19 protein-coding genes and 1 tRNA gene are annotated in these 25812 nt (G+C 71.9%); 14 read left to right on the forward strand and 6 right to left on the reverse strand.

Annotated elements, in window-relative coordinates; translation table 11 throughout:
* Complete coding sequence (purF, locus tag G3576_RS14550) at positions 1-1476, forward strand: amidophosphoribosyltransferase (protein WP_164695137.1); 1476 nt, start codon at positions 1-3, stop codon at positions 1474-1476.
* Positions 1477-1483: 7 nt separating this feature from the next.
* Entirely contained in the window at positions 1484-2197 is a 714-nt protein-coding gene (locus tag G3576_RS14555; protein WP_164695138.1) for an SDR family NAD(P)-dependent oxidoreductase, read from the forward strand.
* A gap of 66 nt (positions 2198-2263) precedes the next feature.
* Here the strand turns inward: G3576_RS14555 and G3576_RS14560 are convergent, their stop codons facing one another.
* The 3 genes from G3576_RS14560 to G3576_RS14570 are packed head-to-tail and all read right to left on the reverse strand — an operon-like array spanning position 2264 to position 5568.
* Entirely contained in the window at positions 2264-3334 is a 1071-nt protein-coding gene (locus tag G3576_RS14560; RefSeq protein WP_164695139.1) for an amino acid ABC transporter permease, read from the reverse strand.
* 1 nt (position 3335) lies between these two features.
* Positions 3336-4481 carry an amino acid ABC transporter permease gene (locus tag G3576_RS14565; RefSeq protein WP_164695140.1) on the reverse strand — a complete coding sequence of 382 codons (1146 nt, stop codon included), beginning with the start codon at positions 4479-4481 and terminating at the stop codon, positions 3336-3338.
* Between the two features lie 55 nt (positions 4482-4536).
* A complete protein-coding gene (locus tag G3576_RS14570; RefSeq protein WP_164695141.1) occupies positions 4537-5568 on the reverse strand; it encodes an amino acid ABC transporter substrate-binding protein in 1032 nt (343 codons plus the stop codon).
* A gap of 253 nt (positions 5569-5821) precedes the next feature.
* On the opposite strand from G3576_RS14570, the gene G3576_RS14575 reads away from it, so the two are divergent.
* Positions 5822-12340 (forward strand): autotransporter-associated beta strand repeat-containing protein, encoded by a 6519-nt coding sequence (locus G3576_RS14575; protein ID WP_164695142.1) that lies wholly within the window; start codon positions 5822-5824, stop codon positions 12338-12340.
* Between the two features lie 25 nt (positions 12341-12365).
* Positions 12366-13013, forward strand: coding sequence for an invasion associated locus B family protein (locus G3576_RS14580; RefSeq protein ID WP_164695143.1), 648 nt, complete (start codon positions 12366-12368; stop codon positions 13011-13013).
* A 240-nt stretch (positions 13014-13253) separates the two neighbouring features.
* Here the strand turns inward: G3576_RS14580 and G3576_RS14585 are convergent, their stop codons facing one another.
* Both G3576_RS14585 and G3576_RS14590 read right to left on the reverse strand, forming a co-directional pair.
* On the reverse strand, positions 13254-13493 hold the full coding sequence (locus tag G3576_RS14585) for a hypothetical protein (protein WP_164695144.1): 240 nt from the start codon (positions 13491-13493) through the stop codon (positions 13254-13256).
* 393 nt (positions 13494-13886) lie between these two features.
* Positions 13887-13961 (reverse strand) — tRNA-Thr (locus G3576_RS14590).
* Between the two features lie 89 nt (positions 13962-14050).
* Here G3576_RS14590 and G3576_RS14595 point away from each other — a divergent pair.
* The 3 genes from G3576_RS14595 to G3576_RS14605 are packed head-to-tail and all read left to right on the forward strand — an operon-like array spanning position 14051 to position 17029.
* Positions 14051-15091, forward strand: coding sequence for an efflux RND transporter periplasmic adaptor subunit (locus tag G3576_RS14595; RefSeq protein ID WP_164695145.1), 1041 nt, complete (start codon positions 14051-14053; stop codon positions 15089-15091).
* An 8-nt stretch (positions 15092-15099) separates the two neighbouring features.
* On the forward strand, positions 15100-16335 hold the full coding sequence (locus G3576_RS14600; protein ID WP_235951936.1) for an ABC transporter permease: 1236 nt from the start codon (positions 15100-15102) through the stop codon (positions 16333-16335).
* Positions 16322-17029, forward strand: a complete 708-nt coding sequence (locus tag G3576_RS14605; protein ID WP_328729135.1) for an ABC transporter ATP-binding protein — start codon at positions 16322-16324, stop codon at positions 17027-17029. The genes G3576_RS14600 and G3576_RS14605 overlap by 14 nt, the downstream gene beginning before the upstream one ends.
* A 57-nt stretch (positions 17030-17086) precedes the next feature.
* Here the strand turns inward: G3576_RS14605 and G3576_RS14610 are convergent, their stop codons facing one another.
* Positions 17087-18187, reverse strand: coding sequence for a M20/M25/M40 family metallo-hydrolase (locus G3576_RS14610; RefSeq protein WP_164695147.1), 1101 nt, complete (start codon positions 18185-18187; stop codon positions 17087-17089).
* Positions 18188-18236: 49 nt separating this feature from the next.
* Between G3576_RS14610 and G3576_RS14615 the strand changes: the two genes are divergently transcribed.
* From G3576_RS14615 to G3576_RS14645, 7 genes are all read left to right on the forward strand, one after another.
* Positions 18237-19355 (forward strand): pyridoxal-phosphate dependent enzyme, encoded by a 1119-nt coding sequence (locus tag G3576_RS14615; RefSeq protein ID WP_164695148.1) that lies wholly within the window; start codon positions 18237-18239, stop codon positions 19353-19355.
* Positions 19355-20464, forward strand: coding sequence for an alanine racemase (locus tag G3576_RS14620; protein ID WP_164695149.1), 1110 nt, complete (start codon positions 19355-19357; stop codon positions 20462-20464). The genes G3576_RS14615 and G3576_RS14620 overlap by 1 nt, the downstream gene beginning before the upstream one ends.
* Positions 20465-20572: 108 nt before the next feature.
* Positions 20573-20983, forward strand: coding sequence for a hypothetical protein (locus G3576_RS14625; protein WP_164695150.1), 411 nt, complete (start codon positions 20573-20575; stop codon positions 20981-20983).
* Positions 20984-21234: 251 nt separating this feature from the next.
* Positions 21235-22026 (forward strand): formyltransferase family protein, encoded by a 792-nt coding sequence (locus G3576_RS14630; protein WP_164695151.1) that lies wholly within the window; start codon positions 21235-21237, stop codon positions 22024-22026.
* Positions 22023-22805 (forward strand): hypothetical protein, encoded by a 783-nt coding sequence (locus G3576_RS14635; RefSeq protein ID WP_164695152.1) that lies wholly within the window; start codon positions 22023-22025, stop codon positions 22803-22805. Before G3576_RS14630 ends, G3576_RS14635 begins: the two co-directional genes overlap by 4 nt.
* Positions 22802-24829: an MFS transporter gene (locus G3576_RS14640; protein WP_164695153.1), complete on the forward strand. Its 2028-nt coding sequence runs from the start codon at positions 22802-22804 to the stop codon at positions 24827-24829. The genes G3576_RS14635 and G3576_RS14640 overlap by 4 nt, the downstream gene beginning before the upstream one ends.
* Positions 24826-25809, forward strand: coding sequence for an ABC transporter substrate binding protein (locus tag G3576_RS14645; RefSeq protein WP_164695154.1), 984 nt, complete (start codon positions 24826-24828; stop codon positions 25807-25809). Before G3576_RS14640 ends, G3576_RS14645 begins: the two co-directional genes overlap by 4 nt.
* Positions 25810-25812 lie beyond the last annotated feature (3 nt).

Genomic DNA, 25812 nt, shown 5'->3' on the forward strand with positions numbered 1-25812 from the left:
ATGACCGATCTTTCAACCCAGCCTTGGGAAACCGGCGATGACGACCACCCGCATGAGGAATGCGGCGTCGTCGGCATCTGGGGCAGCAGCGATGCCGCGGCGCTGACCGCGCTCGGCCTGCACGCCCTGCAGCACCGGGGGCAGGAAGCCGCGGGCATCGTCTCCCTCGCGGGGCAGGGGCAGTTCCACGCCCATAAGGGCCGGGGCCTGGTCGGCGACAATTTCGGCGATGCGCAGGTGATCGCGGGGCTGCCCGGCCACGCCGCGCTCGGCCACAACCGCTACGCCACCACCGGAGAGACGGCGCTGCGCAACGTGCAGCCGCTCTATGCCGATTTCGAATTCGGCGGCTTCGCGGTGGCCCATAACGGCAACCTGACGAATGCCCACCAGCTGAAGCGCGCGCTGGTGCGGCGCGGCTGCCTGTTCCAGTCCACGACGGACAGCGAGGTGTTCATCCACCTCATCGCCATCAGCCTCTACACCACCGTGATGGACCGGCTGATCGACGCGCTGAAGCAGGTGCAGGGCGCCTACAGCCTGGTCGCGCTGCACAACGGCGCGCTGATCGGCGCGCGGGATCCGCTCGGCGTCCGGCCGCTGGTGCTCGGCAAGCTCGCGACCGGCGGCTATGTGCTGGCCAGCGAGACCTGCGCCCTCGACATCATCGGCGCCGACATGGTGCGGGATGTGGAGCCGGGCGAGATCATCATTATCGACGACAGCGGCATGAAGTCCGTCCGCCCCTTCGCGCGGGCGCAGTCGCGCTTCTGCATCTTCGAATACATCTACTTCGCGCGCCCTGACTCGGTGGTCGAAGGCACGCCGGTCTATGACACGAGGAAGCGCATCGGCGCGGAGCTGGCGCGGGAATCGGGCGTGGCGGCGGATGTGATCGTGCCCGTGCCCGACAGCGGCGTGCCGGCGGCGATGGGCTATGCGGCGGAAGCGGGCATCCCCTTCGAGCTCGGCATCATCCGCAACCACTATGTCGGCCGCACCTTCATCGAGCCGACGGACCAGATCCGCCACCTCGGCGTGAAGCTCAAGCACAGCGCCAATCGCAGCATGATCGAGGGCAAGCGCGTGGTGCTGGTGGATGACAGCATCGTCCGCGGCACCACCAGCCGGAAGATCGTGGAGATGGTGCGCCAGGCCGGCGCGACGGAGGTGCATATGCGCATCTCCTCCCCTCCGACGACGCATTCCTGCTTCTACGGCATCGATACGCCGGAGCGCGGCAAGCTGCTGGCGGCGAAGCATGACGTGGCGGAGATGGCGCAGATCATCGGCGCGGACAGCCTGGCCTTCATCTCGCTGGACGGGCTGTACCGGGCGCTCGGCAAGAAGGGGCGCGATGCCGGCGCGCCGGCCTATTGCGATGCCTGCTTCACCGGCGACTACGCCATCCCGCTGACGGATGCGCAGGACAATTCGGAGCGTCCGCTGTCGCTCCTCCAGGCCGCCAACCGCTAGGAAGACCATGTCCCTACCGCTTGAGAATCGCGTCGCGCTCGTCACGGGCGCGTCGCGCGGCATCGGCGCGGCGCTGGCGCTGGAACTGGCGAGGCTCGGCGCGCAGCTCGTCCTCATCGCCCGCACCCAGGGCGGGCTGGAGGAGGTGGATGACCGGATCCGCGCCGAGACGGGGCGGGGTGCCACGCTGCTGCCGCTCGATCTGCAGAAGGATGCGGAGAAGCAGCTGGACCTGGTCGGGCCTTCGATCATGGAGCGGTTCGGGCGGCTCGACATCCTGGTGCACAATGCGGGCGCGCTGAACAAGCTGACGCCGGTCGCGCATATCGATCCGAAGGATTGGGCGGAGGTGATGGCGGTGAACCTCACCGCCGCCTGGCGCCTGATCCGCACCTGCGATCCGCCGCTGCGGGCTTCCGATGCTGGCCGTGCCGTGTTCCTGACCAGCGGCCGCGTGCTGCGGCCCAAGGCCTATTGGGGCATGTACGGGGCCGCCAAGGCGGGCATGGAGCATCTGGTGCAGACCTGGGCGCAGGAGGTGGTGCATACGCCGCTGCGCGTGAACCTGGCCGATCCTGGCGTGGTTGCGACGCGCATGCGCGCCACCGCGATGCCTGGCGAGGATCCGGCCAGCATCCCGCAGCCCGCCGATGTGGCGCCTGCGCTGGCGGCGCTGTGCCTGCCGAGCGAAACCCGTCACGCCCAGCGCATCGAACTCTGAAGACGGTCCAGGGGCGTCTCGCCCCTGGTGGATGGGGTCCGGGGAAGGCAAGGCCTTCCCCGGGATTCACCGGCCTCCCGGTCGCAGGCTCCGCTCCAGCCGCTGCGAATACTGGCTCATGGTGAAGCACAGCAGGAAGTAGACGGCGGCCGCGAAGACGTAGGCTTCCGTCGCGAAGCCCAGCCAGTTCGGGTCGCCGAGTGCCGCGCGGAGCGTGGTGAAGAAGTCGAAGACGCCGATGACGACCACCAGCGTCGTGTCCTTGAACAGCCCGATGAAGGTGTTGACCTGGGACGGGATGGTGATCGTCAGGGCCTGCGGCAGGATCACCAGCCGCATCTTCTTCCAGTAGGAGAGGCCGAGCGCGTCCGCGGCCTCGTACTGCCCGCGCGGCATGGCCTGCAGCCCGCCGCGGATGACTTCCGCCATATAGGCCGCGGTGAAGAGCGTGTAGGCGACCAGCACGCGCGCCAGCCGGTCCAGCGTGACGCCTTCGGGCAGGAAGAGCGGCAGCATGATCGCCGCCATGAAGAGCAGGCTGATCAGCGGCACGCCGCGGACGCATTCGATGACGGCGGTGGAGAACCATCGCACCAGCGTCAGGTCGCTGCGCCGGCCGAGTGCCAGCAGGATGGCGAGGGGATAGCCGAGCGCCAGGCCATAGACGGCGATGACACCGGTGATGGTGAGCCCGCCCCAGAGCCGCGTCTGCACCGCGGGAAGGCCGAAGACGCCGCCCGCCATGAGCACCAGCATGGCCGGCGCCGCGACCGCCCAGGCCAGCAGCAGCCCGCGGCCCCAGAGCCGCCGCTGGGTGGAGGCGACGACCATGACGATGAGGATCGTCATCATCGTCGCCGGCCGCCAGCGCTGTTCGTAGGGGTAGAGGCCGAAGATGGAGAACCAGAACTTCTCCCGGATGAAGGCCCAGCAGGCGCCACCGGCCTCCCGGCAGGCATTGGCGTTGCCGTTCCAGGTGGCGCGGGTGACGGCCCAGTCCCAGAAGGGCGGCACCAGCCACCAGAGCAGCGCCAGGCAGGCCAGCGTGATGGCGACGTTCAGCGGCCCATCGATGCAGGCGCGGGCGAAGGCGGTGGCGCGGCCGGCGAAGCCGGGCAAAGCGGGGGCCTGGCGCATCTCAGCGCTCCCTCAGCGCGACGCGCGCATTGTACCAGTTCATCAGGGCGGAGGTGGCGAGGCTGAGCGCCAGGTAGATGGTCATGAAGATGGTGATGACCTCGATCGCCTGGCCGGTCTGGTTGATCGAGGTATTGGCGACGGAGACGAGGTCCGGGTAGCCGATGACGACGGCCAGCGACGAGTTCTTCGTCAGGTTCAGGAATTGCGAGGTCATGGGCGGGATGATGACGCGCAGCGCCTGCGGCAGGATCACCAGCCGCATGATCCGCCCGCCCGGCAGGCCGAGCGCCCGCGCCGCTTCCCACTGGCCGCGATGGACGGATTGGATGCCGCTGCGCACGATCTCCGCCACGAAGGCGGCGGTATAGACGACGAGGCCGAGGAGCAGGGCGAAGAATTCGGGGGAGAGGGCGAGACCGCCTTCGAAGTTGAAGCCGGCGAGTTCCGGCCACTGGACCTGCGGCACGAAGCCGGCGGCCATCGACAGCGCGGGGAAGCCCAGCAGCATCAGGAGGCCGGGCAGGATGGTCGCGCGGCGCTCGCCCGTTTCCGCCTGGCGCGCACGCTCCCGCCGCAGCAGCAGCCACCAGCCGATGGCGCCGGCGGCGAGGGCCGCGAGGAAGGCGTAGAGCGCGGGGTCCGCCATCAGGGCCGGGATCTTCAGGCCGCGCTGGCTCAGGAAGACGCCGGGCAGCGGGTTCAGCGCCTGCCGCACGCTCGGCATCTGGAGCATCACGGCGTGCCAGAAGACGAGCTGGAGGACGAGCGGCGTGTTGCGGATGACCTCGATGTAGCCGCCGGTCAGCGCGCGCAGCAGGGGATTCGCCGAAAGCCGCGCCAGGCCGAGTGCCACGCCGAGGATGGTGGCCAGGAGGCAGCCGATGATGGCGACGCGCAGCGTGTTCAGCAGCCCGACGGTCAGCGCCTGGCGATAGGTGTCGGCGGGGGTGTAGGGGATCAGGCTCTCGCCGATCGGGATGCCGGCGGAACGGTCGAGGAAGCCGAAGCCGAAGCGCAGCCCGCGCGCGGCCATGTTGGCTTCCGCATTGGACCAGAGCCACATTCCCGTGGCGACGAGCGCGACCAGCAACGCGGCCTGGATCAGGTAGCCGCGGGCGGGGCCGCGAAGGACGGACAGGCTCATGCGGCGCTGATCCCGGAGAGGCAGAAAATGAGGGGGGCCGAAGCCCCCCTCCGGATCAGCGCGCGGGGGGCGCGTAGAGCAGGCCGCCGCGGGTCCAGATGTTGTTCATGCCGCGCTCCAGCCCGAGCGGGGTGTTGGTGCCGAGGTGCCGTTCGAACATCTCGCCGTAATTGCCGAAGGTGCGGATGATCTGGCGGGCATAGTCGGGGCGGGCGGCGCCCAGGCTCTCACCCATGTTGCCCTCGACGCCGAGCAGGCGGCGCACGACGGGGTTGGTGGAGGAGGCCGCGATCTGCTCGACATTGGCGCTGGTGATGCCGAGTTCCTCGGCGTCGATCAGGGCGAAGGTCGTCCAGGCGACGATGTTGGTCAGTTCCTCGTCACCCTGGCGGATGGTGACGGCGAGCGGTTCCTTGGACAGGCGCTCCGGCAGGATCACGTGGTCGGCGGGGCGGGCCAGCAGCGTGCGCTGGGCGGCGAGCGCGGCGAAGTCGTTGGTGAAGACGTCGCAGCGGCCGCTGTCATAGGCGCGGCGCAGCTCGTCCAGGTCCGCGATCACGACCGGCGTGAAGCGGAGGTTGTTGGCGCGGAAGAAGTCGGCGAGGTTCAGCTCCGTCGTCGTGCCGGGCTGGACGCAGACGGTGGCGCCGTTCAGCTGCCGCGCGCTGGTCACGTTCAGGCGGCGCGGCACCATGATGGCCTGGCCGTCATAGAAGGTGATGGCGGGCTGGTTGAAGCGGTTGACGTTGGTGTCGCGCGTCAGCGTCCAGGTCGTGTTGTTGGACAGCACGTCCACCTCGCCGGAGGAGAGCGCCGGGAAGCGGGACTGCGTCGTCACGGGGACGAATTCGACGCGGTTCGGATCGCCGAAGATGGTGATGGCGATGGCGCGGCAGACCTCGACATTGAAGCCGGACCAGCGGCCCTGGCTGTCGGGCACGCCGAAGCCGGGGTTGGAGGGGCCCTGGACGCCGCATCGCAGCGTGTTGCGCTGCTTGATCTGATCGAGGTCGCGGCCCGCCAGGGCCTCCGACACGCCAAGGGACATGAACGCCGCCGCGGCGGCGGCGAGCATCGACCACTTCATCTTCTGCTTCCCTGTTTCCCGGCGGGACCGTTCCGGCCCTCGCTGCGCGGCGGACATGGCGAAGATCGCGTATAATTGCAAGATTGTAATTCATTGGCCATTTCTTGGGCGTGGCTTGCCTCCGCTGCCTGCCTGCTGGTCAGGCGCTGGCGCGGGTTGGCGCGGTGGCTGCGGTAACCCGGGATTAAACCGCGGGCGGCTAGGTCTCCGGCGGCGGAAGATCCGCACCAGCACCGGGGAAAGATTCCACCGCATGAAGTCAAGGAAGTATCGCGGAAAGCGTGCCGCCCGGCCGCGTTCGGTGGTCGTCGTTCCCGTCTTCATCCTGGTGGGCGTCGCCGCGCCCGGCGTGGCCGGGGAGGTGGTGACGACGGACCGCACCCTGACCGGCACGCAGAATGGCGCCTTCGGCAGCGGCTACCTGGTGCAGGGCGCGACGCTGACCTTCAACAACGCCACCGTCTCCAATTTCGTGACGCAGGGCGGCGCGGGCAGCGGCGGCGGCGCGGGGCTGGGCGGCGTCGTCTTCGTCGACAATGGCGCCAGCCTGGTGCTGAACAACGTGACCATGGCCGGCAACAGCGCCGTCGGCGGCACTGGCGGCAGCGGCTTCACGGGCGGCATCCTCAACGGGCTTCTGACGGCCAGCGCGAATGGCAGCAATGGCAGCGCCGGCACGGTCTTCAGCGACAACATCGTCCTGATCGGCGATGGCAACGGCAATGGCATGCTGGGCGGCAATGGCGGCAATGCCGGCGCGGGCACGAATGGTGTCGGCGGCACGGGCGGCACCGGCGGCAGAGGCAGCGATGGGTGGGACCACAACCCCGCCCTGATCTACGCGGTCACGCAGGCGACCGTCGCGGAAGCCGTCGCGATCGCGGAGGTGACCGCTGGCTCGGCCGAGGTGCCACCCAACCCCGCCCAGGCCATCGCCGCCGCCGCGGCCCTGGTCGCCGCGACGGCGGCGCTGGGGGAGGCGACGGCCCAGCTCGTCAGCTGGGAGAACGCGCTGGCGGCGGGTGATGTGGGCCTGGGTGGCGATGGCGGCGCGGGCGGCGTCGGTGGCCAGGGCAGCTTCGGCTTCGGCGGCGGCCGTGGCGGCGCGGGCGGCGCGGGCGGCACGGGCGAGGGCGGCGCGCGGGATGGGCTCGGCGGCGCGGGGGGCACGGGTGGCGCGGGCGGGTTCGGCGCCGGCGGCGGCTCCGGCGGCCATGGCGGGCTGGGTTCGACGCGGGGCGCGGCGGGCGCGGGCGGCGCGGCGGGCTTCGGCGGCGGCGCGGGCAGCAGCGGCGCCGGCAACGGCGTCGCGAGCAGCGCGGGCGGCGGCGGCGGATCGGGCCTGGGCGGCGCGATCTTCGTGCGGGATGGCGGGTCGCTGACCATTACCGGGAACACCACCCTCGGATCGAATACCGTGCTGGCCGGGGGCAGCCTGAATGGCGGCGCCGTCGGCTCCACCGCGGGCAGCGACATCTTCGCCATGCGCGGCGCCACCCTCACCTTCGCGGCCGGCGCGGGGAACACCATCACGGTGAATGGCGGCATCGCCGATGACAGCGCGGCCAGCATCAGCTTCGGCAGCGTCGCCACCGGGCAGGGCGCCAGCGTCACCATCGCCAGCGGCCTCGTCATCTTCAACGGCACCAACACCTATACCGGCGAGACGCGGATCACCGGCGGCGCGCTGCGCGCGGTGGATGGCGTGGGCCTGCACACCGCGAGCAACCTGAACCTGGCCGGCGGCGTGCTTGAATCCAGCGGCACCTTCAGCCGCTTCATCGGCAGCCAGCCCGGGCGGGTGCAATGGACCGGCTCCGGCGGCTTCGCGGGCGGGGGCGGGGACCTGACGGTCTCGCTGAATGGCGGTGCCGGGCTCACCTGGGGCAGCACGGGGTTCGTCGCGAATACGGACAGCCTGGTGCTCGGCTCCTCCACCGCCACGGGCAACGTGACCTTCGCCAATGCGCTCGACCTCGGCGGCGGCACGCGCACGATCCGCGTCGAGGAGAACAGCGGGAACGAGGCGGTGCTGGCCGGCGTGCTGTCCAATGGCGGGCTGACCGTGACCGCCAATCGCGGCAGCGCGCGGCTCGTGATGACGGCCGCCAACGACTACGCGGGCGCCACCACCATCCAGTCCGGCACGCTGGCGCTGCGGGGCAGCGGCAGCATCGCGACGTCGAGCGGCGTCACGGTCGATTCCGGCGCCAGCTTCGACATCGCGGGCACCACGGGCGGCGCCAGCATCAAGGCGCTGTCCGGCCAGGGCGCGGTGGCGCTGGGCGCGCGGACGCTGACCATCACCCAGGGCGGCACGACCTTCGCGGGCGCGATCGGCGGCACGGGCGGGCTGACCATCGCGGCGGGCACGCAGACGCTGACGGGCAGCAACACCTTCACTGGCACGGCCACCATCGCATCCGGTGCCACGCTGGCGCTGTCCGGCACCGGCAGCATCGCGGGCGCGTCGCGCGTGGCGGCGGAGGGCAGCTTAGACATCAGCGCCACGACCGGCGGTGCCAGCATCGGCAGCCTGTCCGGTGCCGGGAACGTGGCGCTGGGCGCGCGGACGCTGACCATCACGGCCGGCGCGCACAGCTTCGCGGGCGCGATCGGCGGCACCGGCGGTCTGACCATCGCGGGCGGGTCGCAGACGCTGACGGGCAGCAACGGCTTCACCGGCGCGGCCGCGATCGCCAATGGCGCGACGCTGGTGCTTTCCGGCGGCGGCAGCATCGCGCAGGCGTCGCAGGTGCAGCTCGGCGGCACGCTGGACGTCACGGGCAACACGACGACCGCGATCCGCACCCTGACGGGTGCCGGCACCGCGGCGCTGGGCAGCGCAGCGCTGACCATCACTGCCGGCAGCACCAGCTTCGGCGGTGGCGTGACCGGCACGGCATCGAGCCTGCTGCGCGTGACGGGCGGGACCCAGACGCTGACGGGGGCCAATGCCGGCTTCGGCGGCACGGCGCGGGTGGACAGCGGCGCGACGCTGGCGCTGAACGGCGCGGGCAGCCTGGCCAATGCGGCGCTGGTGCAGGCCGATGGCACCTTCGACATCGCGGCGACGACGGCGGGCACGGGCATCGCGACGCTGACGGGCACGGGCAGCGTGGCGCTCGGCGCGCAGCGCCTGACCATCACGGCGGGCAGCACGAGCTTCGGCGGCAGCATCGGCGGGACGGGCGGCGTGACCATCGCGGGCGGCACGCAGACGCTGACGGGCAGCAGCGGCTTCACCGGCAGCGCCATCATCGACGGGGGCGCGACGCTGGCGCTTGCCGGCAGCGGGGCCATCGCCGCCGCCTCCGAGGTGCAGGCGGATGGCACGCTCGACATCGCCGCGCGCAGCGGCGGCGCGAGCATCCGGACGCTCTCGGGCAGCGGCACGGTGGCGCTCGGCGCCGAACGCCTGACGATCACGGCCGGCAGCACGGGCTTCGCGGGCGCCATCGGCGGCACGGGGGGCGTGACGGTCGCGGGCGGCACGCAGACGCTGACGGGCAGCAACGGCTTCACCGGCAGCGCCGTCATCGATTCCGGCGCGACCCTGGCGCTGACGGGGCCAGGCAGCGTGGCGGCGGCGGCGCGGCTGCGTGCCGATGGCAGTTTCAGCATCGCCGGCACCACCGCGGGTGCCGCCATCACGACGCTGGAGGGCAGCGGCACCGTGGCGCTCGGCGCGCGCAGCCTGACCATCACGGCCGGCAGCACCAGCTTCGCGGGCGCCATCGGCGGCACGGGCGGCATCGTCATCGCGGGCGGCACGCAGGCGCTGTCCGGCAGCAACGGCTTCACCGGGGCGGCCGTGATCGATGCCGGCGCCACCCTGGCGCTGACCGGCACGGGCAGCATCGCGGCCGCCGCGGGCGTGCTGGCGGAAGGCACCTTCGACATCGCCGGCACGACGAGCGGCGCCGCGATCCGCACGCTGGAGGGTGCGGGCAGCGTCGCACTGGGTGCGCGGACCCTGACCATCACGGCCGGCAGCACCGATTTCGCCGGCGCGATCGGCGGCAGCGGCGGCGTGACGATCGCGGGCGGCACGCAGCGGTTGACCGGCGCGAACACGCTGACCGGGACGGTCGGCGTCGATGCCGGGGCCGCACTTAACCTGGCGGGCACGGGCAGCATCGCCAGCGCCGCTGCGCTGCGCGTCGATGGCGAGGCCTCGATCGCCGCCACCACGGCAGGCGCCTCGATCCGTTCGCTCTCGGGCGGCGGCGTGATGCGGCTGGGCAGCCAGACGCTGACCATCACCGCAGGCAGCACGACTTTCGCGGGCGGCATCACGGGCAGCGGCGGCGTCACCGTCACGGGCGGCACGCAGGTGCTGTCGGGCCAGAACATCTTCCGCGGCGCGCTGACCATCGCCTCCTCCGCCGTGCTGGACCTGGCGGGCACGGGCAGCGTGGCGGAGGCCTCCGTCGTGGATGTCGCCGGCACCTTCGGCATCGGCTCCACCAGCGCGGGGGCGTCCATCACCACGCTGACGGGCGCGGGCAGCGTGGCGCTGGGCGCGCGGACGCTGACGGTGACGGCGGCGAGCACGGAGTTCACCGGCAGCATCGGCGGCACCGGCGGCTTCGCCGTCAGCGGCGGCACCATGACGCTGACGGGCATCAACGGCTACAGCGGCGGCACCTTCGTCACCAATGGAGCGACCCTGGCGGTGGCAGGCGATGGGTCGCTGGGTGCCGCGTCGGGTGGCGTCAGCCTGAATGACGGGCGGCTGCGTTTCCTGGCCGATGCGACGTCCGCCCGCGCCTTCACCCTCGGCGGAGAGGGCACGGTGGATACCAACCGCCGCGCCATCACCCTGTCGGGTGCCATCGGCGGCAGCGGCAAGCTGGTGGCGGATGGCGGCGGCGTGCTGACGCTGACGGGCAGCAACAGCTACAGCGGCGGCACGCTGGTGATCGGCGGCACCACGCTCGCCGTCGGCAGCGACGCCGCGCTGGGCGAGCCTACGGCGCCGCTGGTGATCGACAATGGCAAGCTGCTGGCGCTGGCGAGCTTCAACTCCACCCGCCCGATCCAGGTGAACCAGGCGGGCGAGATCGATGCCAATGGCTTCGTGCTGAACCTCAGCGGCCCGATCGCCATGCAGCAGGCGAATGCGCCGGATGTCACGCTGTTCAACGGCAACGCGACGGTGCAGGGGCCGATCACGGTGGGGGCGGAAGGCCTGACCGTGCTGGCCAATGCCACGCTGCGCGGCACGGGGGAGGTCTATACCCCCACCACCATCAATGGCGTGCTCGCCCCCGGCAACAGCCCCGGCACGCTGACCTTCCTGGCGCCGGTCGTGATGGGGTCCTCCGGCACGCTGCGGCTCGACATCGATGGGCCTGGCACGGGCACGGGGGCGGGCAACTACAGCCGCGTCGTCGTCTCGGGCGGCAGCTTCACCGCGCAGGGCGGCACCATCATCCCCGTGCTGCGCGGCATCACCGGCGATGCCACCAACAGCTACAGCCCGCCGATCGGCCAGGCCTTCACCGTGGTGCAGGCGGATGGCGGCGTGATCGGCAGCTTCGCCAGCCTGACGCAGCCGGAGGGGCTGCTGCCCGGCAGCCGGATGGATGCGCTCTATCACCCGCAGGCGCTGACGCTCTACGCCACGCCCGCCACCTACACGAACCTGAACCCCTTCGGCATCGGGCTGACGCCGAACCAGCGCTTCGTGGCGCGCGGCCTGGATGCGCTGCGCCCCGAACCCGGCCTGCGCACGGATGCGGAGCGGACCACGGTGCTGGCCACGCTCTTCAGCCAGGCGCCCGCGGCGCTGCCGCCGCTGATGACCCGCCTGGCCGGCACGATCTATGGCGACGCGCTGATGGTCGGCATCGATCGCAGCCGTGCCTTCGGCGAGGTGATCGCGGGCGAGATGGCGGCCCGCCGCGGCATGGCCGGCCGCGCCACGACGGCGGCGGAAGGGCGCCGCACCAGCTGGGCCAGCGGCTTCGGGGGCAATGCGCGCTTCGATGCCACCGGCGACACGGGCTACCGCGCCAGCACCGCCGGCATGGCGATCGGCATGGATGTCCGGCTGGAGTCGGGGGTGGTGCTCGGCCTCGCGCTGGGCGGCAGCAGCGGGCGGATCAGCAGCAGCGGCGCCGATGCGCGTGTGGGCGGAGAGGCCGTGCACGGCGCGCTCTATGCCAGCTGGACCCGCGGGCCGTTCTTCGTGGATGCGCAGGCGGGGCTTGGCCATGCCAGCGTCTCCGCCCGCCGCAACCTCGGCCTCAACGGGCTGTCCGCGCATGGGTCAGGCGGCGGGCTTGGCACCGCCGCGGCGATCGAGGCCGGCACGCGCCACAGCCTCGGTGGCTGGCAGATCCAGCCCAGCCTCGGCCTGCGGCATGACGGGCTGTCCCGCGGCCGGCTGACGGAGCAGGGCGGCAGCGTGCTGTCCCTGACGGTGGAGGACAGCCAGGTCAGCCGTTTGCGCGCCACCGCAGGGTTCCGGGCGGAGACGGTGGCGAGCCTCGGCGATGGCTACACGCTGCGCCCGCATCTGCGCCTGCACCTGGCGCAGGAGCTGGAGGATGCGCCCGCCCGCACCACCAGCGCCTTCGCCGCCGCGCCCGGCACGGCCATGGCGGCGGAGAGCGCCAAGCGCGGGCGCACCGCGGGGCTGGGCGGGCTCGGGCTCGATCTGGGTCTGCCCGGGGGCGTCACGCTCTTCGCGACCTACAGCGGAACGGCGCAGGCCGATGTCTCCAGCCATGCCGGCCAGGTCGGCGCGCGTTTCCAGTGGTGAACCGGACAACGGAGGGAGAGTGACCATGGGCATTCGCAGGATCGCGCCGCGTGGGCGGCAATGGGGCCTGGCGGCGGGGCTGCTGGTGGTGGCGGGCGGCGCCGTGCTGTGGCCGCTGGTCGGCCCGGTGGCCCAGCCCGCGGGGCGCGGCGCACCACCGGCTGCCGCGCCCGCGGTGACTTCGCCCGGCAGCGCCCCGGCCGCCACGCCGGCGGCGCTGACGACGGAGGCGCCGGAGCGCACCAGCGCGCAGTTCGGCGACTGGTCGGTGAACTGCGCCGGCCGCGCCCCCGCCCGGGCCTGCGAGATGGTGATGGGCGTGCGCGACCAGGGCCGCCAGCTGGGCGCCGCCCTGGCGATGGGCCGCGCGACACGGGACGCGCCGCTGCGCCTGGTGGCGCAACTGCCGGTCAATATCCGCGTCTCCCAGCCCGTGCGGCTGGTGGTGGAAGGGACGGAGCCGCTGGCCCTGCCCTTCCAGAGCTGCAACCGCCTGGGCTGCTTCGCGGAGATCGAACTGCGGGAGGATGCCGTCCGCCGCCTGCGCGCCCTGCCGGCGGAACAGGCAAGTCGGCTGGAATGGCGGGACGCGGCGGGGCAGGAGATGGCGCTGCCCGCGAGCTTCCGGGGCTTCGCCGCGGCGGCGGAGGCGCTGGCGCGGGAGACGCGGTGACGTTGCCAGGGCGGTGACCTTCGCCGCGCGGTTCCTTGCGCCGATCAGTCGTCGAAGCCTATCCAGCCCGGCGCGCGCTTCATCCGGTGCGCGGGCGGCGCAAAGGCCCGGTCACCTGCGTTCAGGTGACGCGCGGCGCGGCGCCCGTTCGGTCCGCCGCCTTGCCTCCCGCCTGGCCGGCCGCTCGATCCCCGCATGAAGGGGGGGTCGGGCAGGTCGGGGGGGGTTGGAGAGTGCCGCTCAGAATCTGTTGGCGGGAACACCGTTGTCGGGCGCCGCGAAGACGGACTGCGGGGCCGGCGGGCGGCCGCCCCGGATCAGCCCTTCGCGGATCCTGCTGTCGGAATCCACGACGCACCGGTCCATGTCCGACGTGCCCAGCTGGACGCCTCGGCCAGCGCAGCGGCTGGCGTAGTCCTGCCGGGTCGGCGCGCAGCCGGCAGCCAGCAGGGCGAGGACGGCGATGGGAATGAGGCGCATGGGCGATCTCCGCTCGAGATCGCAGGAATCGCATGCGTTCCATGACCGCGCCAGATAGGGATGAAATCGGCCTCCTGCGCTGCGCGCTTGGCTTCCCGTGGTTCTTTTCCCTGCGCGTGATGGGGTGCGGATGAGGCCATGAGCGGGAAACACGCGACCGGGTTGCCGCCGCCGCCCGTCGCGATGGTCGACGGTTCTGCCGCCGGCGCATTCGTGGAAGCGCCCCGAGCGCAGGCATCGGGCGCAGTTGGCGCTCGGCGGGAAGCAGGCCGGCTGCGGGAGGAAGGATCGGCATGGCCGCCCGAACGCCACGCCTCAGCCCCGAGCTGCATGCCCCGCCTGATCGTGGTCCGGTGGCGTCCGCAGCGGCGGTGGGCGACCCGTTAGAGAAAATGGTGCCGGCACGCGGATTTGAACCGCGGACCTACTGATTACGAATCAGTTGCTCTACCACTGAGCTATGCCGGCACGCTGCGGCGGGGCCTATAGCGCCCGGCGCGCCGGCGGACAACCCGCTACCCTGCCGCTCTCGCGCAAAACTGCTACCGTGCCCGGCGATGCGCCGCCTCCTGCTCCTCCTCACCCTCCTGATCCTCGGCGGCGGCGCCCTCTGGACCCTGTTCGGGCTGCCGCCGCGCGTCCGGATCGTGACGGCCACCACCGGCACGGCGCTGGAGGCGGTCTATGCCACCGGCGCCGTGGAACCCGTCCATTGGGCGCGCGTCGGCCCCGCCATCCGCGGCCGCGTCAGCGCCGTGATGGCGGAGGAAGGCGTGCGGGTGACGGAGGGACAGGTGCTGGCCCGCCTGGATGACCGGCAATCCCGCTCCATGGCCGATGAGGCCGAGGCGCGCGCCCGCTTCGCGGCGGAGGATCTGGCGCGCACCCGCACCCTGGTGGCGCGGGACATCGCCGCCCGAGCGACGCTGGAACGGGCGGAACGCGATGCCCGGGCCGCGCGGTCGGTCGCCGACGCGGCCGTGCAGCGGCTGGATGACTACCTCGTCCGCGCGCCCAATGACGGCGTCGTGCTGCGGCGCGACCTGGAGGTGGGGGAGGTGGTGGATACGCCCGCCAGCCTCTTCTGGGTGGGCGAGCCCCGGCCGCTGCGCGTGACGGCCGAAGTGGATGAGGAGGACATCGCCCGGATCGCCATCGGCCAGCGCGTGCTGCTGCGCGCCGATGCCTTCGCGGGCCGGGTGCTGACGGCGGAAGTCGCGCAGATCACGCCGAAGGGCGACACCGCCCGCAAGGCCTATCGCGTGCGCCTTGCCCTGCCCGACGACACGCCGCTGCTGATCGGCATGTCGGTGGAGGCGAACATCGTGCTGCGGGAGACGCCGGACGCCGTGCTGCTGCCGCCCGCCGCGGTCGTGCTGCCGGCGGCGCCCCGCAACCCCGGCGGCGCCACGCCGCGCGCCGCCCCCTTCGTCTGGGTGGTGGAGAAGGAACGCGTGAGGCGGCGGGAGGTCGAGATCGGCGTCCAGGCGCCGCGCAGCATCGAGATCCGCCGCGGGCTGGCGGTGGGGGAGGCGGTGGTGCTGGCGCCGCCGCCGGGCCTGGTGGATGGCCAGGCCATCCGCCTCGCGCCGCCCTGATGTTCCTCATGATCGACATCGCCCGCGGCATGCTGGCGCGGAGGCGCCGGCAGACGCTGGTCTCGGTGAGTGGGGTGGCGCTCGGCGTCGCCTTCTTCATCGCCATCGTCGCCCTGATGCGGGGCTTCCAGACCTATTTCGTCGACCAGATCATCGACGTCGCGCCCCACATCACCATCAAGGACGAGACGCGCATCCCCGCGCCGCAGGCGGCGGAACTGGCGCATCCCGACGCGGCGGTGGCGATCCGTGGCGTGAAGCCGCGGGACCGCATCCGCGGCATCCGCGCCGCCGGCGACAAGGTGGCGATGCTGGAGGCCATGGAGGGCGTCGCCGCCGCCCCCGTGCTGCAGGGGCAGGCGCTGATGCGCTACGGGTCGCGGGACGTCTCCGCCGTGGTGACGGGGATCGAGCCCGCGCGCCATGCCCGCGTCTCCAACATCGAGAAGGACATGATCGCGGGGCGGCTCGATGACCTGCGACGCACGGCGAACGGCATCATCATCGGCGTCGGGCTGGCGGAGCGGCTCGGCATCGGGATGGGCGACACGCTGACGGTGATCTCGCCGCAGGGTGTCGTGCTGTCCATGCAGGTGGCAGGGCTCTTCCGCACCGGCATCCAGACGGTGGACCAGGGCAATGCCTTCGCGCTGCTGAAGGTGAACCAGGTGCTGCAGGACCGGCCGAATGTCGTGAACCAGATCCTGGTGCGGCTGGCCGATGTGACGCAGGCCGAGCCCATGGCGCGGCTGATCGAATCCCGCTTCGGCGACCGGACGGAGAGCTGGGAGGAGCAGAGCGCCAATGTCCTGACGGTCTTCGTCATCCAGAACGCCATCACCTATTCCGTCACCGGCGCCATCCTGCTGGTCGCGGCCTTCGGCATCTACAACATCATCTCCACCGTGGTGTTCGAGAAGACGCGCGACATCGCCATCCTGAAGTCGCTCGGCTTCACGGAGGGCGACATCCAGGTGCTCTTCCTCGTGCAGGGGCTGGTGGCGGGGTTCCTGGGCGCGGTCGTCGGCTGCGTGCTAGGCGCGCTGATGATCGAGGCGCTGGCCCAGATCCGCTTCGCGACTTCCACGCCATCGGGCGCCAACAGCTTCATCCTCGACCGCAACTGGCGGATCTACGCCGCGGCCAGCTTCTTCGCGCTGATGGCGGCGGGCATCGCCTCCGTCATCCCGGCGCGGCGCGCCAGCCGGCTCGATCCCGTGCAGGTGGTGCGTGGCGCCGCCTGATCCGAGCCTGCCGCAGGCCCCCCTGCTGGAAGCTGTCGGTGCCACGCGGCAGCTGCCGGAAGGGGCGGTGCTGGTGCGGGACGTGAACCTCGCTTTCGGGCGCGGCGAGTTCGTGGCGGTGACGGGGCCCTCGGGGTCGGGGAAGTCGTCGCTGCTCTACCTGCTCGGCCTGCTGGACCGGCCGAGCGCCGGGCATGTGGCGCTGGAGGGGCGGGACACCGCGAAGCTCTCCACCAACGAATTGGCGGCGCTGCGCCTGGCGAAGCTCGGCTTCGTCTTCCAGTTCCACTTCCTGCTGCCGGAATTCAGCGCGCTGGACAATGTGGAGATCCCCATCCGGCGCCTCGGCCGGCTGAAGGGGCCGGCGGTGCGGGAGCGGGCGATGGCGCTGCTCGGCGCGCTGGGGCTGGGGGCGGCAGCGCGCAAGCTGCCGGAACAACTCTCCGGCGGCATGCGCCAGCGCTGCGCCGTGGCACGGGCGCTCGCCAATGATCCCGCGCTGATCCTGGCGGATGAGCCGACGGGGAACCTGGATACCGCCAACGCCGCGGGCGTCTTCGACATCTTCGAGCGGCTGACGCGGGAGGAAGGGCGGACCGTGATCGTGGTCACGCATGATCCGGACCTGGCCAAGCGCGCGACGCGCCGCATCCATCTGGTGGATGGACGGATCGTCAGCGACACCGGTGGGTGAGTCTGTCGCCGCCCCTGCCGGCTCAGGCCGCGCCCCGTGCTTGAGGGGACGAACCCTTCACGCTGAAGCCAGAAATCGCTCGAAGACCGGCACGGCATCCACCAGGTCCTGCGCGCGCGCGCATTCGCGTGGCGTATGGGCAGTGCTGATGTCCCCCGGGCCGAGCACGACGCAGGGGGCAAGGGCCTGCAACTCGCTGGCATCGGTGCCGTAGGGCGCGGTGCGGGCGGCCTGGCCGGTCAGCGACACGGCGAGCGCCACCAGCGGGTGGTCGAGCGCCAGTTCGGGCGGGAAGCCCTCATGCTGTTCCGCCAGCTCGATCCCGGCCTCGCGCGCGGCCTGGCGGACGGCGTGCAGGATGGGCTGCGGATCCACCTTCGCGCTGTAGCGGAATTTTATCAGTGCGCTGGCCTTGGCGACGGTCACGTTCATGGCGGTGCCGTGGTTGTCGATGACGAGGTTGAAGTCGCTGAAGGGGGGATCGTAGGCCTGGTCGTGCAGCGCGGGGTTGGTGCGAAGCTCGTCATGGACGCTGCGCATCGCGGCCAGGAAGGGCAGCAGCTTCCAGTTCGCGTTCACCCCCTTGCCGGTGGAGGAATGCGCCTGCAGCCCGCGCGCGGTGGCCGTGAAGGCGATGTGGCTGCGATGGCCGCGCACCGGCACCAGCCCCGTCGGCTCCGCCACCACGATGCCCTTGAGGCCGAGCGACTTCGCCAGCGTCGACTGCTTCGCGATGATGGCGGCACCCTGCTTCGTCGTCTCCTCATCCGCGGTGATGAGGAGGGTGGCGCCGACGCCGGCGGGCGCGCGCTGGGCCGCGATGATGGCGGCCGCGACCTGGCCCTTCATGTCCACGCTGCCGAGGCCGTGCAGGAAACCCGCCTCGTCGATGCGCGGCGTCCAGGGCGCGCTTTCCCACCCCGTGGCGGGCACCGTGTCCATGTGGCCGGAGAGCGCGTAGCCGCCCTTCGGTCCCTTATGGGCGACGATCGCCCGCTTCGCGACGCCGTTGCCATCGGTGTAGTCCAGCCGCTCCACCTCGAACCCCTTGAGTTCCTGTTCCACCCGGTCGGCGACCGACAGGTTGGAAAGCGAGGAGCGGCTGTCGATCGCAATGAGGTCGGCAGCCAGGCGGAGGACGGGGTCGGTCGTGATCATGGCGGGAGCCTCGCTTGCCGCGGCCCGCCGGGCAAGGGAGAGTGCCGCCATGCAGAGCTACCTCGACCCCCGGACCGGCCGCACATGGCCCCTCTCCATCCCCCGCTGGTGCGGCGACGGCCAGGCGCCGCTGCTGCTGACGCCGCGGCCCGGTCTTTCGAAGACCGAGATCGAGACGGGCACGCGCAGCATCTGGCGTTATGCCGCGGCACTCCCCTGGGCGCCGAAGGCGCGCATCAGCATGGGGGAGGGCTGCACGCCGCTGGTGGAGCGCGCCCTGCCCGGCGGCACGGCGCTGCTGAAATGCGAATGGTTCATGCCGACGGGGTCCTTCAAGGACCGCGGCGCCTCCGTGATGCTCTCCCTGCTGAAGGACCAGGGCGTGGAGGCGGTGCTGGAGGATTCCTCGGGCAATGGCGGCGCGGCCGTTTCGGCCTATGCGGCGGCGGGCGGGATCGCGGCGACGATCTTCGTCCCGGCCAGCACCAGCCCGGCCAAGACGGTGCAATCCCGCGCCGCGGGCGCGACCATCGAGCTCATTCCCGGCAGCCGACAGGATTGCGCGGATGCCGCGCTCGCGAAATCGGCGGAGCTCTTCTATGCCAGCCACAACTGGCAGCCCTTCTTCCTGGAGGGCACGAAGACGCTGGCCTATGAGCTGTGGGAGGACCTCGGCTTCAAGGCGCCGGACAACGTCATCGTGCCCTGCGGCGCGGGATCGAACGTGCTGGGCTGCTGGCTCGGCTTTTCGGAACTGCTCCGCGCTGGCCAGATCGCGAAACTCCCGAAGATCTTCGCCGCGCAGCCCGCGAATTGCGGGCCGATCGCCCGCGCGGCGCTCGGCCTGCCCGAACAGGCGGCGCAGCCCACCATCGCGGAGGGCACCGCCATCGCGCAGCCCATCCGCCTGCCGGAATGCCTGACCGCCATGCGCGAATCCGGCGGCGGCGCCGTGCTGCTGGAGGAGGCGGAGATCGCCGAGGCCAGCCTCTCCCTCGCCCGCACCGGCATCTATGTGGAGCCCACCTGCGCCCAGGCGGCCGCGGCCTATTCGAAGCTCGTCGCCGCCGGCACCATCGCGGCGCGGGAGACGACGGTGGTGGTGCTGACGGGCACGGGCCTCAAGGCCACGCCGCGCTATGCGGAACTGATGGGGGTCGCGATCTGATGACGCTCGACGAATTGCCGACGCCCTGCCTGCTGCTCGACCTCGATGTGCTGAAGCGCAACCTGGCGCGGATGGAGGCCGCCATGGCGCGGCATCCCGGCGTGATGCTGCGCCCGCACCTCAAGACCGCGAAATCGGCGCAGGTCGCGGACCTCGCCGCCCCCGGAAAGGGCGCCATCACCGTCTCCACGCTGGCGGAGGCGCGCTACTTCGCGGAGCATGGCTTCCTCGACCAGGTCTATGCCGTGGGCATCGTGCCCGCGAAGCTGGATGCCGTGGCGGCGCTGAACGCGCAGGGTGCGGCGGTGAAGATCATCACCGATGACCTGGCGACGGCGCGCGCCATCGCCGCCCATCCCGGCGTGCTGCCGACCTTGATCGAGGTGGATGTCGGCGAGGGCCGCGCGGGGGTTGCGCCGGAGGGCGAGGCGCTGCTGGCGATCGCGCAGGCGCTCGGCCCGAAGCTGGCGGGCGTGCTCTCCCATTCCGGCCACTCCTATGCGGGGCGCAGCGACGAGGCGATGGCCGAGATCGCGGAGGTGGAGCGCGCGGGAATCGTCGCGGCGGCGGAGCGGCTGCGGCAGGCCGGGCACCAGGTCGGCATCGTCTCGGCCGGCGCATCGCCGACTGCGATGCATGCGCGGCACCTCGAGGGCGTGACCGAGATGCGCGCCGGCGTCTACATGATGGGCGACCTGCTGCAGGGCCAGATCGGCACCCATCCGCTGGAGGACATCGCGGTGACGGTGCTGGGCAGCGTCATCGGCAACTACCCGCAACGCAATGCCGTGCTGCTGGATGCGGGCGCGCTGGCGCTGTCGAAGGACCGCAGCACGGAAGGGGCGCCGCGGGACTGGAAGTTCGGCCGCGTGCTGGACCGCGACGGCCACGCGACGCTGGGCGAGGCGCTGGTCACGCGCGTGCACCAGGAACATGGCGAGGTGCGCGCGGCGGAAGGCGGCACCCTGCCGCTGGATCGCCTGCCGGTCGGCGCGCGGGTCCGCGTGGTGCCGAACCATGTCTGCCTGACCGCGGCGGCGCATGACCGCTACCATGTGCTGGAAGGCGGGCGCGTGGTCGCGATGTGGTCACGGATTAACGGCTGGTAACCAACTGGCGCGGCGTGATTTTTTCAAAATGTGACAGTTCTTGCGCCGGGGGGCGGGGCGGCGGCATGGATACGATGTCGAGAGGATTGCGCCCGCATCGTCCCCGCCATGCCAACCCTTGCCCGCCGCGCGGCGCTCGCCGCCCCCCTGCTGCTGCTGGCCGCGCCCGCCCGGGCGCGGATCGGCGTGCCGCCCTTTCCCGAATGGATCGGCCGGACCGCGAAGCTGAAGGGCGATAGCGGCCAGGCCAGGCTGCTGCTGCAGGGCGACCGCACGGGCACCATCTCCGTCCGCCTGCTGTTCTTCTGCAAGCCGCTGCCGGTGCTGGACTGGCGCATCGCCGATGACGGCCTGGCGCTGACCTATCGCCGGCAGAGCGCCCTCTCCTCTACCCGCATCATCGAGGGCACGGCCCGCATCACCGCGGAGCCCGGCCTGCTGCAATGGATCGAGGCCGCCGACCACCTGGCGGAGTTCGAGGGCTTCGAAGGGCCAGAGGCCGTCCGCGTCTGCGGCTGAGCCAATGCCTCACGCGGGCGTGAGGCGATGCACCGTGTCTGGTTGCATTCGGGTGATATCCACCAGCGACGTTGGGTTGCGGTTGTCCGGACAGGACGGCGTGCGGGCCCCGTCTGGGCGGGCCGTTTCCGCATGTCGCATTCACCGGGGGTCAACCAGGGTCGGGTTATCTGGTCCGGGGCAAAAGGCCCGGCACATGGCGCGGCGCGCGTGGGAAAAATCCCGCCGGTCGCGAGGGACATGGGGCGGGCATGCGTATCGCGCTTTGCGTCAAGAAGGACATCCACGGCCTGCTGGCAGCCCGCATCCTGGCGGAGAGGCTGGGCTTCGCGACGCTGCGCTTCTTCTGCAGCGTGAAGACGCGGGATGCGGAGAATGCCGTCCCTGCCCTGAAGATCATGAAGCTGCTGGAACGCGACGTGGCGATCGACACCTTCGCCGCGCTGGAGAGCGGTTTCGGCGGCCTGCCACATCCCGATGAATGGACCCCGCTGCTCGACCTCAAGGCCGATGGCGGTGCGCGCACGCTGCTGGACTGGCGGCCGGACCTCGTCATCTCCGCCCGCTTCTCGCTGATCTTCCCGCAGCGCGTGATCGATGCCATCCCGCGTGGCATCATCAACGTCCATCCCGGCGCGCTGCCGGGCTATCGCGGCCTCTTCGCGCCCTTCTGGCAGATCCTGAAGCGGGAGCCGGTGCTGGGCTGCACCGTGCATATGGTCGATCGCGGCATCGATACGGGACCCATCCTCGGCATCGCGCGTGTGCCCTTGGACACCTCGCGTTCGCTGATGGCGCATACGGCGGCGCTCTATCGCGGCGGCGTCGCCATCGCGGCGGAGGCAGCGGCGACCATCGCGGCCGGCGGCACGCCGGCCGGCGCGCCGCAGCCGGCAGGCGGCAACTACTACCGCTTCCCCGCGCCGGAGGATTTCGCGGCGCTGCCCGTGCCCATCGTCACCGCGCATGATTTCGCGGAGACGCTCTCCGCTGCCTTCCCCGCGCCGCAGGCCGCGCCGGTGCGATGGAGCGCCGCGGCATGACGGGCGGCGCTTCCTTCGCGACGCGCCTCGGCGGCGTGCTCGCCATCATGCTGCTGCTGGGCTGCGCGCTGACGGCGGGGCTCAACTACCTGAAGTTCGAACGCATGCTGCTGGAGCAGCAGGCGAAGGTGCTGGAGATCCTGGCCGGCGAACTCGGCGGCACGGTGGAGAATTCCCTCGCGCTCGGCGTGCGGCTCGCCGGCGTGCCCGGCGCGCAGGCGCTGCTGGAACGGGCGCGGGCGGCGGAGCCGCTGATCGGCGGCCTTGCCATCGCGGATTCCGATGGCGTGGTGCTGTTCGACACGGATCGCCAGAACCTCGGCACCACGGTCGCGCGCGCCCTGTTCGACCCGCGTGCGGCGGCGGATGCCTGGCGCTTCCGCGATGGCGACCGCTACGGCATCGGCGCGCCCATCGTCAACGGCTTCGGCCAGCTGGAAGGGGCGGTGCTGCTGCGCTACGGGCGGGAGGCCGTGGATGAACGCCTGACCTCCGCGCTGCTCGGCATGGTGCAGGCGGGGTTGCTGGCGCTGGCGCTGGCCGTGCCGCTCGGCATCCTCGGCATCCACCTCGTCACCCGCCAGGCACGGCGCTGGTTCGCGGCGGTGGAGACCGCGATGCAGCCCGGCGCGGCGCCGGAACCGCTGGCCAGCGGCCTGCAGCAGGCGATCGCGGAGGCCGATTCCGTGCTCTCCGACGCCGAGCGGCGGCTGGAGGCGATCGCCGCCACCATCCCCGAACCCAACGCCCCCACGCGGCTGGAGCCTGCCACGCCATGAGCCCGGATCGTCGCCTGGTCGGCAGCGTCGTCGCCGTCGCGGTGCTGCTGCTGACGCTCACCGTTGGCTTCGTCTCCACCGCCGCGCTGCGCAGCTTCGAGACGGAGCTGCGCCCGGAGCTGGAGCGGGAGGCGACGGTCGTCGGCAGCATCGGCGCGCAGGCCGTGCAGCGCGCGCTCGACCTCGGCGTGCCCTTCAGCGGGTTGTCGGGGCTGGATGACTACCTCGCCGGCCTGCTCGCGACGCGGGAAGGCCTGGCCTATGTGCTGCTGACCGATGGCGCGGGCCGCGTGGTCTCCGCCGCCGGCAGCGCGCCGGCGGAATTCGCGGGGCTGCCGGCGGGCACCGCGGCGCCCAGCCGCGGCGCGCTGATGCGCGTGCAGGGCAACAGCTACGACGCCGCCCAGCCACTGCTGGAGGAAGGGCGCATCGCGGGCTGGCTGCATGTGGGCATCGCGCGCGCCCGTCTCGACACCGCGCTCGATGACATGCGGTGGGACGTGCTGATCGTGCTGCTCGTCGTGCTGCTGGCCACGGCGGAGTTCCTGCGCTTCATCCTCTCCCGCCTCGTCGCCGCGCCGATCGACATGGTGCTGCGGCTGCAGGCGCGGCTCGGGCGCGGCGACTGGACTGCGCGGGCGCCGGGGGACATCGGCGCAGAGGCCGGGCGCGTCGCGCGCCACTTCAACGTGCTGGTCCGCCGCACCAATGACCGCTGGGACCGACTGTGCTGGCTGGCGGGGGAAAGCGGCGCGGGCCGTCGCGCGGCGGCGGTGCTGGAGGACGTGAAGGACAGGCTGCGCTTCGGCACGGAAGCCGTGCGCGAAGGGCTGGGCGGTGGCGCGGCTTCCGCGCGGCTGCCGCTGTTCCTCTTCGTCTTCGCCGAACAACTCTCCACCTCCTTCAACCCCATCTTCGCGATGGAGCTGGCGGGCGGGCAGCAGGGCATGATGGGGGCGGCGCTGCCGCTGGTGACCTTCGTCGCCGCCGTCGCGCTGCTGACGCCCTGGGGCGGGCAGATGGTGGCGCGCCACGGCCCGCGACGCGCGCTGATGCTGGGCATGATCCCTGCCGGCATCGGCCATCTCGGCGCGGCGCTGGCGCCGGACCTCATGACGCTGGCGGCGGCGCGCGCCATCTGCGGCGCGGGCTACGCCGTGGTCACCATCGCCTGCCAGGTGCAGCTGGCGCGGGAAGCCGCGCAGGGGCGCATGGCGCGCACGCTGGGCGGCTTCACGGCCGCGGTGATGACGGGTGCGGTCTGCGGCACCGCCATCGGCGCGGTGCTGGCGGACCGGCTCGGCTTCCGCCTGACCTTCGTCGCCTCCGCCATCCTGGTGCTGGGCATTGCCGCGCTGGCCTGGCGTTGCATGCCGGCGGGTGGCGAGAGTGAGGAGAAGCGCGGCGGCCTGTGGCAATCCGCCCGCGCCGCCTTCGCGGAGCCGCACTTCATCCTGCTGGTGCTGCTGGCCGCCATCCCGGCCAAGGTGCTGCTGGGCGGCTTCGTCTTCTTCCTGGCGCCGCTGGAATTGCGGGAGCTCGGCCTCAGCCAGGCCGCCATCGGCCGCAACGTGATGCTCTACGGCCTCTGCATGCTGCCGGCCATCATGTTCGGCGCCTGGGTGGCTGATCGCTCCGGCCGCGGCGGCACCATCATCGTGGCCGCGGGGCTGCTGAACGGCGCGGGGCTGCTGGCGCCGCTCTGGCTGCCGGGCCATGCCGCGCTGCCGCTGGCGGTGATCGCGACCGGCTTCGCGCAGGGCCTGGCGGCCGCGCCGATGCTGGCCATGATCCCGGCGCTCAGCCTGCGGCCGGGCGCGCCGAGTTCCGCCGCGATGATGAGCTTCCTGCGGCTGGCGGAGCGGCTCGGCAGCGTGATCGGGCCGCCGGCCGCGGCGGCGCTGCTGGCCGTGGGCGGCGGGCATCAGGCGATGCTGGTGCTGGGCGTCGTCTCCGCCGCCACCGCGCTGGCCTATGCGCTGGCCCTGCTGCTGGGCCGCAACAACCGGAAGGCGCTGGCATGACCCTCGACCGACGCGGCCTGCTGGCCGCCTCCACGCTGCTGCTGGCGACGCCATCACTGGCGCAGGTGCGGCCGCATCGCATCACCATGCTGCTGTTCCGCGGATGGGAGGAAGCCTGCGACGGCTTCCGTGACCACTTCGCCGCGCGCCGCATCCCGGTGGAGCTGACGGTGCGGGACGTGGCGCAGGACCTGCGGCGCCTGCCGGCGATGATCGCGGAGATCCGGGAGACCAAGCCGGACCTGGTCTATCTCTGGGGCACCTCGCTCGCCATCGCGGCGATCGGTCCCTGGGATGCGGTAGATCCCGCGCGGCACATCACCGGCGTGCCGGTGGTGTTCAACATCGTCACCGATCCCGTCGGCAACAAGCTGGTGCGCGCGGCGGATGCGCCGGGGCGGCCGGTGACGGGCACGGAATACATCGCCTCCGTGGAGGTGCAGATGCGCGCCATGGCGCGCTACCGCGCCTATTCCCGCGTCGCCGCGATCTTCAACCCGAACGAACGCAACTCGCTCTCCGTCATCGCGCAGATGCGGGCGCTGCTGGGGGAGGGGCTGGTGGAGCTGCCGGTGGCGCTGGATGGCGCGCGGCGGCCCGACGCCGCCTCCATCCCCGGCCTGGTGGCGGAGGCGCGGATGGCGGGCGTCGATTGGCTCTACATCCCGCCGGACACCTTCCTGAACGACCACCGCGCGGTGCTGACGCGGAGCGCGCTGGAAGCGGGGTTGCCGACCTTCGCGGCTTCCGAGCGCTTCGTGCAGTTCGCAGAGGGGCTGGCCGGGCTGGTCAGCCGCTACTACAGCGTCGGCGCCTTCACGGGTTTCAAGGCGGAGCAGATCCTGCGGCAGGGCCGCGCGCCGGAGACGATCCCGGTGGAGACGCTGACCCGCATGTCCTTCCTCGTCCGCATGGACAGCGCACGGCGCCTGCGGTCCTTCCCGCCGGTCGGCCTGCTGCGCGTGGCGGAGACGGTGTGATCC

The organism is Falsiroseomonas algicola, from assembly GCF_011040385.1.
GTDB lineage: Bacteria > Pseudomonadota > Alphaproteobacteria > Acetobacterales > Acetobacteraceae > Falsiroseomonas > Falsiroseomonas algicola.

Excerpts from the sequence above, each read along its gene's own strand:
- purF (WP_164695137.1), top strand. The coding sequence starts at position 1 with ATGACCGATCTTTCAACCCAGCCTTGGGAAACCGGCGATGACGACCAC.
- G3576_RS14555 (WP_164695138.1), top strand. The coding sequence starts at position 1,484 with ATGTCCCTACCGCTTGAGAATCGCGTCGCGCTCGTCACGGGCGCGTCG.
- G3576_RS14560 (WP_164695139.1), bottom strand. The coding sequence starts at position 3,334 with ATGCGCCAGGCCCCCGCTTTGCCCGGCTTCGCCGGCCGCGCCACCGCC.
- G3576_RS14565 (WP_164695140.1), bottom strand. The coding sequence starts at position 4,481 with ATGAGCCTGTCCGTCCTTCGCGGCCCCGCCCGCGGCTACCTGATCCAG.
- G3576_RS14570 (WP_164695141.1), bottom strand. The coding sequence starts at position 5,568 with ATGAAGTGGTCGATGCTCGCCGCCGCCGCGGCGGCGTTCATGTCCCTT.
- G3576_RS14575 (WP_164695142.1), top strand. The coding sequence starts at position 5,822 with ATGAAGTCAAGGAAGTATCGCGGAAAGCGTGCCGCCCGGCCGCGTTCG.
- G3576_RS14580 (WP_164695143.1), top strand. The coding sequence starts at position 12,366 with ATGGGCATTCGCAGGATCGCGCCGCGTGGGCGGCAATGGGGCCTGGCG.
- G3576_RS14585 (WP_164695144.1), bottom strand. The coding sequence starts at position 13,493 with ATGCGCCTCATTCCCATCGCCGTCCTCGCCCTGCTGGCTGCCGGCTGC.
- G3576_RS14595 (WP_164695145.1), top strand. The coding sequence starts at position 14,051 with ATGCGCCGCCTCCTGCTCCTCCTCACCCTCCTGATCCTCGGCGGCGGC.
- G3576_RS14600 (WP_235951936.1), top strand. The coding sequence starts at position 15,100 with ATGATCGACATCGCCCGCGGCATGCTGGCGCGGAGGCGCCGGCAGACG.
- G3576_RS14610 (WP_164695147.1), bottom strand. The coding sequence starts at position 18,187 with ATGATCACGACCGACCCCGTCCTCCGCCTGGCTGCCGACCTCATTGCG.
- G3576_RS14615 (WP_164695148.1), top strand. The coding sequence starts at position 18,237 with ATGCAGAGCTACCTCGACCCCCGGACCGGCCGCACATGGCCCCTCTCC.
- G3576_RS14620 (WP_164695149.1), top strand. The coding sequence starts at position 19,355 with ATGACGCTCGACGAATTGCCGACGCCCTGCCTGCTGCTCGACCTCGAT.
- G3576_RS14625 (WP_164695150.1), top strand. The coding sequence starts at position 20,573 with ATGCCAACCCTTGCCCGCCGCGCGGCGCTCGCCGCCCCCCTGCTGCTG.
- G3576_RS14630 (WP_164695151.1), top strand. The coding sequence starts at position 21,235 with ATGCGTATCGCGCTTTGCGTCAAGAAGGACATCCACGGCCTGCTGGCA.
- G3576_RS14635 (WP_164695152.1), top strand. The coding sequence starts at position 22,023 with ATGACGGGCGGCGCTTCCTTCGCGACGCGCCTCGGCGGCGTGCTCGCC.
- G3576_RS14640 (WP_164695153.1), top strand. The coding sequence starts at position 22,802 with ATGAGCCCGGATCGTCGCCTGGTCGGCAGCGTCGTCGCCGTCGCGGTG.
- G3576_RS14645 (WP_164695154.1), top strand. The coding sequence starts at position 24,826 with ATGACCCTCGACCGACGCGGCCTGCTGGCCGCCTCCACGCTGCTGCTG.